The organism is Runella sp. R5_40 (assembly GCF_057652295.1).
The window spans coordinates 287,057-295,662 of sequence record NZ_JBYFCH010000003.1 but is presented as its reverse complement, the minus strand read 5'-3'; the positions used below and the strand labels follow the sequence as shown (position 1 = coordinate 295,662).

Annotated in this window: 7 protein-coding genes; 2 read left to right on the top strand and 5 right to left on the bottom strand. The window is 45.6% G+C overall.

The window, feature by feature from the left end:
• The first annotated feature begins 301 nt into the window (after positions 1-301).
• On the top strand, positions 302-1,945 hold the full coding sequence (gene pgi, locus AC23N5_RS08390; RefSeq protein ID WP_487755204.1) for a glucose-6-phosphate isomerase: 1,644 nt from the start codon (positions 302-304) through the stop codon (positions 1,943-1,945).
• A 106-nt stretch (positions 1,946-2,051) separates the two neighbouring features.
• Positions 2,052-3,209: a helix-turn-helix domain-containing protein gene (locus tag AC23N5_RS08385; RefSeq protein ID WP_487755203.1), complete on the top strand. Its 1,158-nt coding sequence runs from the start codon at positions 2,052-2,054 to the stop codon at positions 3,207-3,209.
• Between the two features lie 58 nt (positions 3,210-3,267).
• Here the strand turns inward: AC23N5_RS08385 and AC23N5_RS08380 are convergent, their stop codons facing one another.
• The 5 genes from AC23N5_RS08380 to AC23N5_RS08360 form a co-directional block, all read right to left on the bottom strand.
• Positions 3,268-4,371, bottom strand: coding sequence for a mandelate racemase/muconate lactonizing enzyme family protein (locus AC23N5_RS08380; RefSeq protein WP_487755202.1), 1,104 nt, complete (start codon positions 4,369-4,371; stop codon positions 3,268-3,270).
• Positions 4,372-4,438: 67 nt separating this feature from the next.
• Positions 4,439-5,101, bottom strand: a complete 663-nt coding sequence (locus tag AC23N5_RS08375) for a thiamine diphosphokinase (protein ID WP_183973324.1) — start codon at positions 5,099-5,101, stop codon at positions 4,439-4,441.
• Positions 5,102-5,127: 26 nt separating this feature from the next.
• Positions 5,128-6,303, bottom strand: a complete 1,176-nt coding sequence (locus AC23N5_RS08370; RefSeq protein WP_487755201.1) for a hypothetical protein — start codon at positions 6,301-6,303, stop codon at positions 5,128-5,130.
• A 351-nt stretch (positions 6,304-6,654) separates the two neighbouring features.
• Entirely contained in the window at positions 6,655-7,395 is a 741-nt protein-coding gene (locus AC23N5_RS08365; RefSeq protein WP_183973320.1) for a fatty acid desaturase, read from the bottom strand.
• A gap of 50 nt (positions 7,396-7,445) precedes the next feature.
• Complete coding sequence (locus tag AC23N5_RS08360; RefSeq protein WP_487755200.1) at positions 7,446-8,567, bottom strand: helix-turn-helix domain-containing protein; 1,122 nt, start codon at positions 8,565-8,567, stop codon at positions 7,446-7,448.
• Between the last annotated feature and the right edge of the window lie 39 nt (positions 8,568-8,606).

The following is an 8,606-nucleotide window of genomic DNA, read 5'->3' as shown; positions in this document are numbered from 1 at the left end:
ATGGAATCATCCATTTTGTTACAATTCTACAAACGCTATGCCTCTCCGAGACTTTTTATGGAATCATCCATTTTGTTTCAATTCTACAAACGTTATGTCTCTCCGAGACTTTTTATGGGATGACTCTTCTCGTTACAAATGTTGCGTCTCTCCGAGACTTTTATCCCTTGATTCGTAGGTTGCCTTTATAAATTCCCACAACTTGCCCCAAATTCTGCCTTTTTACGCCCTAAAACCCTCATTTCTTTGAGAAAGTGGGCGTATTCCCTACTTTTGCGTGTTCATAAAACTATTTAGACAGATGTTACAAGCCATTCCTTTTGACCAGACGGCTGCCTACCGCAAACTCAAAACCCACCACAAGAGTATCAGCAAGAAACATTTAAAAGAATTGTTTGCCGAAGACCCTAACCGCTTCAAAAAATTCTCGGTGCGCTTGGGTGACATCGTCGTTGACTACTCTAAAAACCGCATCAATGGCCGTACGTTGGCGTATTTGTGCGACCTAGCCCGCGAATGCCAGCTTTCGGATGCAATTGAAAAAATGTTTACGGGCGACAAAATCAACGCCACCGAAAACCGCGCGGTGTTACACGTAGCCCTTCGCAACCGCTCCAACACCCCCATCGAGGTGGATGGCAAAGACGTCATGCCTGATGTCAACGAAGTGTTGGAAAAAATGAAAGGCTTTTCGGAAAAAGTGCGCGGCGGCGAATGGAAAGGCTTTACGGGTAAGAAAATTACTGACATTGTAAATATTGGTATCGGAGGCTCTGACCTCGGCCCCGTAATGGTGACCGAAGCGCTCAAGTCGTACGGTAAGAAAGGTCTGAGCGTTCATTTTGTGTCGAACGTGGACGGTACGCACATTGCCGAAGCAGTCGCAAAACTCAATCCTGAGACAACGTTGTTTATGATTGCTTCAAAAACGTTTACAACCCAAGAAACAATGGCCAACGCCCACTCGGCGCGTCGTTGGTTTTTGGAAACTGCGAAAGACAGCGCTCACGTAGCTAAGCACTTCGTAGCCATTTCAACCAACCGTACTGAAGTAGAAAAATTTGGCATTGACCCCGAAAATATGTTTGGTTTTTGGGATTGGGTAGGAGGGCGTTACTCGTTGTGGTCGGCCATCGGCTTGTCGATTTCTTGCTACATTGGCTTCCAAAACTTTGAGCAACTCCTTTCAGGGGCGCACGACATGGACAATCATTTCCGTTCGGCGCGTTTTGAGAAAAATATTCCTGTTGTCTTGGCCCTGTTGGGGATTTGGTACAACAACTTTTTCGGCGCAGATACGCACGTTATCTTACCGTATGACCAATACTTACACCGTTTTGCCGCTTATTTCCAACAAGGAGACATGGAGTCGAACGGGAAAAACGTAAGTCGCAACGGCGAGGCAGTTGACTACCAAACAGGCCCTATTATTTGGGGAGAACCTGGCACCAACGGCCAACACGCGTTTTATCAATTAATTCACCAAGGAACCAAGCTCATTCCTGCCGATTTTATCGCGCCTGCGTTGAGCCACAACCCGATTGGCGAACACCACAAAATGTTGTTATCAAACTTCTTTGCCCAAACAGAAGCATTGATGAACGGTAAAACATTGGACGAAGTGGTGGCAGAATTGAGCGGAAAATCGCAAGAAGAAATTGCCAAAATTGCTCCGTTCAAAGTATTTGAAGGAAACCGCCCGACCAACTCTTTCTTGGTAAAGAAAATTACACCGCGCGTTTTAGGAAGCTTGATTGCGATGTACGAGCACAAAATCTTTGTTCAAGGGGTTATTTGGAACATTTTCAGTTTCGACCAATGGGGCGTAGAATTGGGCAAGCAATTGGCCAATAAGATTTATCCAGAGCTTCAAAACGACTGGCCTATCGAATCACACGATAGCAGCACCAATGGCTTGATTAACCAATACAAGCGTTGGAGATAAACTAGCAAGAAGTAAGTGAGGCAAGAGGCAAAAGGGAACTTGTGAAGTACCGTTTTTGCCTTTTGCTCCTTGCCGATTTGCCTTTCAAAATACTGTTTTTTCAACAATGCCCCTCCGCATCGACTTTTTTGCGATTGTTATTCTCCTTGGTGTCGTTCAGGGCATTTTGCTGGGGGGACTTTTTCTGACAGGTCAACGGGCAAAGTCCGTAGCCAATCGCATGATGGGATGGGTGATGTTGGCTTTTTGTGCGGCTATTTTAGAAGTCTTTTTGTGTTATTCCAACTACCAATTTCAAACCCTCTGGGCCGATAATTTTGCCGAACCTACCAATTTTTTATTAGCTCTTTTACCCTTCTTTTTTGTGTATGCTCGGCTTCATGGCCGGCTTCCTCGTCACTACGGCTGGCACCTTTTACCGTTTGCCTTTTGGTGTCTCTACTCCTTTTTTTGGCAACACCAACCGCTTGAGTACAAGTACAATTCGTACCTCGATGCGTGGCATCCTGAGTTGCCTTTTCGAGCCGTTACCTTGTGGCATTCCGAAGACCCGCTGCACATTCGCGAATACGTCAACGACTTTACGTTGGTCAGTATATTGGCGTATTTGGGGCTAAGTTTTCGAGAAATTGGGCGGGCCTTTCGCCAACAACAGTTGCCTTTTTTCACCTTAAAAAACGCTGCACCTTTCACCCAACTTCGCAACCTTACGATGCTGTCGTGCCTTTTTCCAATGTTATTTATTGGGGTAAAATTAACGTTTGAAGAAGATTTGGGCGATTATTTACTGGGAAGCTTGGTCACGTTTTATGTTTATGTAACCAGCTACTTGGTGACGAGTCATTCGGTATTATTTCAAGTTGAAAACCTCGAAAATGAACCAAAGAAAAAGTACGAAAAATCATCGCTCTCGGAAGACTATGGAGAGTTGATTTTGCAAAAACTACAGCAGCTACTCGAAACCGAAAAACCGTACCTCGACAACGATTTTACGTTACCCAAACTAGCGCAACGTCTGTCGGTCTCACCGCATCATTTATCCCAAGTACTCAACGATCGACTTCAACAAAGCTTTTTTGATTGGCTCGCCTACCACCGCGTCGAAGAAGCCAAACGTTTACTTTCCAACCCTGCCTTTGCCCACCTCAAAATCGACGAAATCGCCGAGCGCGTGGGCTACAATTCCACCTCTGCTTTTCACACGGCTTTCAAGCGTTTTGCGGGCAAAACTCCCGCTCAGTTTCGGAATCAAGAGAAATTATAACCAGAAAATGAAGGTTTTGATTCGTGCAGAGGGTTACTCACAACCCGACTTTTTTGAATCACACCGTAAACGACTCCATTTTTTGCAGATAAGCACTATCCACATCGGCACCGTGGCCAGGTGCATCAGGAATAATCACTTGGTAATGATTTTGGTAAACAATGCCACCCAACACAGGATCTTGGGCGTGCTCAAAAGGGGAATCTAAATCATAAAAAACGACGTTGTGCAACGCCGACGCAAAATGCGCATTGGCCGAAATCCCCAAACGCGACTCCGACATGCACCCAATCATGCAACGTATGCCTGCCCCTTCAGCAATCGCATTGATTTTGACGGCATTACGCAAACCTCCACTTTTAGACAGCTTGATATTAAAATAATCAACCGCCTCTTGCGCCACCAATTTGACCGCATCTTGGGGAGAAAACAACGATTCATCGGCACAAATAGGTACCCGAGCATGCTGACGAAGACGCGCCATGTGCGCATAATCCCAATGTTTTACGGGCTGCTCGCAGTACTCTACGTTCCAGTCGGCAATAGTATTCAGCACTTTGAGCGCACTCACATAATCCCAACCTTGATTGGCATCGGTACGGATGGGAATTTCGTCGCCAATCGCCGTACGAATCGCCGCAATGCGTTTAATGTCATCGGTTGCGTTTGTGCCCAATTTCACTTTGATGGCATCAGCACCGCGCTCTTTGATTTTCACAGCATCGGCTGCCATGGCCTCGGGCGAAGAAATATAAATCGTTTCATCGGTCGCAATTGGGCGGTTGCTACCTCCCAAAAATTGGTACAGAGGCATATTGGCATACTTCGCTGCAAGGTCGTATAGCGCCATGTCGAAAGCACTTTTCGCCGTTGGATTGGCAGCCAAATAACGTTCCATTGCCCCGATACATCCTTCTAAATCAAGGGGATTTTTGCCAATTAATAGTTTTGCCAAATCATAAGCCGCCGCATAAACAGTGGCTTGCGTTTCGCCGACAATCATCCAAAACGGAGCGCCTTCACCCGTTCCATATACCCCATCCGATGTATGAATTTTGACCAAAATATTACGAGCTTCCTCAATCGTTCCAATCGCAATCGTAACAGGAGCTTGCAGGGGAATATTAAACTTAAAAACCTCGATGTGGGTAATGATGGGCATAGAAACGTAATTTGTATTTTCTCAAAAGTAACAACAATAAACAGTAAACTCAAAACTCAGCACTCCATTAATCCCAGCACTCCATAATCAATAAATCACCCGATTGGGCCGAGATTTTTACAAACCCATCTGCCGCTGACTCATTGCTATTCCCATTGCGATATCCCAGCACAAGCGACTCATTTTCAAGATTATACTTCAACCCCTCCGTGGCAATCCCCGTCACCGTTCCAACGGGAATGAGCGAAATGGGCGTTTCGGCAGCGTACCATTTTTCAAACGTCCCGACCAACGGAAAAATTTTGGAATAATCGTCCAGCATGACACATTTGATTTGATTCTTGTACCGAACAATATTCGTCATATTGGTCAAACTATGATCGGCACGGCGCCCCGTTGCCCACACGATATTCACCGCAGGAAAACCACGTTCTATCAAAAATTCAATGCCTTTTTCAAGGTCTGTTTTGTCTTGGTCGGGCGTATGAATAATCTCAAGCGGATACTGACGGGCGTGTATTTCTTCAAAATCAACGTTTCGGTCAAAGTCGCCCAAAAGCACATCCACTTTTATCCCCAAATCAAGCACTCGATGAATGGCGTGGTCGAGCACCACCACAAACGGCGACCATTCGAGCAGTTGCCCCATCAATTCAAAGCTACAACCTTCGCCATTGGCAATGAGCAGGGCGGGTTCTTGTTTTTCTCGGACAACGTGGTGCGAAGACATTTTAGTAAGCAGCGGGCAACAGTCCGCTATTTTGGGATTGAATGAATAATTGACAACGCAAAGAAAAGCACAAAATACCATTTGGTGCGTTCAAACAACACTTTTTGTAACGAAACCCATTCCAATATCCCAACTGTAAACAACAACGAAGCAGGTGCCAACCGCCGAAAATATAGGCTTTCGATAGAGGCATCGGTTAGGTAAATAGCAATGGTGAAAAGTAAATAACCCATGCCTACCCGAAAAAATGAGCTTTTTGTCATGCCGTAGGCATCGATTCCACGCCCCTTCGCCCACCTCCAAAACTCCCTCATAATCAACCCCACCACTATCAATTGACCCAAAGCCACTCCATAAATCAACCACTTCACTGAGTCGTTCAAAGCGGTATTTTTCAATCCCCAATCCCGTACCGCAAAAAACAAAAGCTCCTCGCCTAGCCCGCGTATGCCTCGCCCTACTCGGCTCAGCCACGGTTCATCGGGCCAAAAACCGTGCCCACCCGTAAAAGTTTTGGTTTGAGAAAAATTAAAAAACAGATACCCCGCCACAAAAAGTAGGTAATACAAGGCAGCCCTCCACCTTCGCTGAATCAATAAAACAAACGCTAAAAAAACGGCAGCGTATCGACTCAAAAACGCGCCAATTGCCCAAAAAGCCCCTCCTACTTTTGTTGGCATCGCCTCGATGCTTTGCGCCGCAAAACCCACCACAAAAAACAAAAACAGGGTTTCAGACCACGTATTAGCATATACTTGCACCAACGACGAAGCCGAAAAAGCCAAAGAAACAAACCACGCTTTCTCCCGAAAACGACTGTATATTAACCAAAAACAACCTGCAAGAGCCAATACGTTGATAATTTTTGAGGATATTTCTACCGAAAAACCCGTCAGCCACGCCATTGCTGCAATCGACGCCGAATAACCCACGGGCCAAATGGCGCAAAAGGTATCTCGACCTTCAAAGAAGATGTGATAGCCTTTTCCATCGACTAAGCTTTGGACAGCGTGCAAGTAATGGTACGAATCGGGAGTGAGGAAATAAGTAGCATCCGCACGGAGTTTGAGGATTACTACTATAGCAATCAGCAACCATTGACCTACTACTGCTATTTTATTCCCCATGTTGACGATTTTTAACTTCCTTTCTCGCGGTTGTGAGCAACCGCGCATGTCGGTTTTGAGAAACCGACTGCACATACACGTGTCGGAGGTTGCTCACAACCGACGCACAAGGTTTCTCAAAACCTTGTTAAATGCAAGTAATAAAGTCTCTTTCTCGCGGTTGTGAGCAACCGCGCATGTCGGTTTTGAGAAACCGACAGCACATACACGTGTCGGAGGTTACTCACAACCGACGCACAAGGTTTCTCAAAACCTCGTTAAATTGCAAGTAGCAAAGTCTCTTTTTCGCGGTTGTGAGCAACCGCACATGTCGGTTTTGAGAAACCGACAGCACACGAGCAACCGACAGCACGCTCCCGTGTCGGAGGTTGCTCACAACCGACGCACAAGGTTTCTCAAAACCTTGTTAAATGCAAGTAATAAAGTCTAATTCTCAGGGTTTCTCAAAACCCCCGCTACTCGCTCGCGCGCTTCGGGCAAACGCCACCACGGTAAGTAAGGATAGGCGTGATGCTCAAAATGATACCCAAAAAAATAACAACTCAAAAACGCCCATACGTGGTTCAACTTCTGACTACGGGCATTGTGCGGCGGATTTTCGTGTTCGCCACGGTGGGGTAAATACGTGCCAAAATAAAACAACTGGAACGTGCTCAACACCGCTGGAATCATCCAAAAAACCACCAAATTTTCCCACGGGAACCACAGTTTTAACACGTTGTAGGTCACTGCCATGAGGATGATTTGAATCACCGAAATGTATTCTTTGGCAAAGGCCAAAAACCACAAAAAGAAGTTGGGATGACCGTCGTGGTAATCGGGGTCGTCGTGGGTGGCCGCGTGGCGGTGATGCAGGTGATGCTTCGACGAAAGTGTTTTGTAGTTATTAAAAGCAAACAAAGACGCACAAACGAATCCAATCCAATAATTAAGTCGCTTATTTTCAGGCGCAACAACTCCATGAATGGAGTCGTGCGCTGTGATGAACAATCCCGTATAAAGGTGCATTTGAATCAACACAAAAACGAGCACAAGGGGGTCGCTAAGGTACAGCGGATAATGCAGTAAAAACGCAAGGTGAGCAAACCACAACACCAACACCGTCAGGGCTATCCAAAGACCTTTGGTACCGATGGGGCTGGGTTTAATGGCGGGATGTGATGACATACGCTTCTAATGGTATTTTTTGTACAACACCATGCCAAGCGCTTTTGTTTCTACTCAAACTCCTTCGGTGACTTTCCAGTGAATTTCTTGAAGGCACGATTAAAGGTGGATTTTGAATTAAAACCACACTCCAACGCTATTCCCAATAGCGACAAGTGGCTGTTCTCGGGGTTTTTAAGTTGGCGTTTTACCTCTTCTACGCGGTAGTAATTGACAAAATCGTTGAAGTTTTTTTCAAAATTCTGATTGATAGCCGCCGACAGCACCGACGTATTGGTTTTAAGGCGCTGGGCTACGTCACTTAGCGACAAATCAGGTTGAAGATACAAGCGTTGTTCCCCAACTACTTGCTCAATTTTGGGCTTCCATTCTGAATAATTGGCTACAGGAGAATCCGAATTTTTAACAATTTCACCTTCTTCTGGCTCAGGAACCACCTCAGCTTTGGTGTACGATAAGCGAGCGGGCTGATGTTGCGAATACCCCATGATGCCTACGTAACAAATAATGGCGACCGTAAACAAATGCCACCACCAATCTTGCTCAAAGGGCAAATCCCCCAAAGCGCGGTCGGCAATAGACCAGCCTAATTTGAACACTTCGCCCGCAATGATGAGGTAAATAAAATTGCGAAGCCACACAAAGCTAATCGTATCAGTATCCGAAAACTGTGTTTCAACCCATAGACGGTATTCTTTATAAAGACGTAGTGATTGATAAAAATAATAGATGTAAGAACCCCAAATGGCGATGCTTTCTAGCCAACCCAACCAGTACGACAACTCCGAACTACGGAAGGCGCTCACTACTTTTGGCCCCTGAACAAAGACGACAATATTGACCAAAAAATAAATACCGTAGAGCAAATAATGCCACAAATGGCTCGCTTTGAACCGAAAATCGCGGTTGATTTGGGCTTTGAGGTAGAAATAAATCGTGGGGGCAAACGCAAGGTGAAAGTAGCGCGGAAAGCCGTCGTATTTTTCCCAGAGAATATTAATTCCCGAAAACCCAAAGGTGTAATCCTGAATTTCCATGGCCAAAAAAAACATCACTAAGCCCAGAAACTTATCCGAAAGCCGTTCTTCTTTCCAACCTCGAATCAACAACAAAACGGCAAAAAGCAAGGCCAAAAAATAGCCAAATTGGAGGGGTGTTTGATAAATAGACATCGTTATATCAAAGTGCTTACAACTATTGGCTGTTCCGCG

What these genes read in the sequence shown, in the direction of transcription:
- AC23N5_RS08385 (WP_487755203.1), top strand. Translation starts at nt 2,052, where the DNA reads ATGCCCCTCCGCATCGACTTTTTTGCGATTGTTATTCTCCTTGGTGTC.
- AC23N5_RS08375 (WP_183973324.1), bottom strand. Translation starts at nt 5,101, where the DNA reads ATGTCTTCGCACCACGTTGTCCGAGAAAAACAAGAACCCGCCCTGCTC.
- AC23N5_RS08370 (WP_487755201.1), bottom strand. Translation starts at nt 6,303, where the DNA reads ATGTGCAGTCGGTTTCTCAAAACCGACATGCGCGGTTGCTCACAACCG.
- pgi (WP_487755204.1), top strand. Translation starts at nt 302, where the DNA reads ATGTTACAAGCCATTCCTTTTGACCAGACGGCTGCCTACCGCAAACTC.
- AC23N5_RS08380 (WP_487755202.1), bottom strand. Translation starts at nt 4,371, where the DNA reads ATGCCCATCATTACCCACATCGAGGTTTTTAAGTTTAATATTCCCCTG.
- AC23N5_RS08365 (WP_183973320.1), bottom strand. Translation starts at nt 7,395, where the DNA reads ATGTCATCACATCCCGCCATTAAACCCAGCCCCATCGGTACCAAAGGT.
- AC23N5_RS08360 (WP_487755200.1), bottom strand. Translation starts at nt 8,567, where the DNA reads ATGTCTATTTATCAAACACCCCTCCAATTTGGCTATTTTTTGGCCTTG.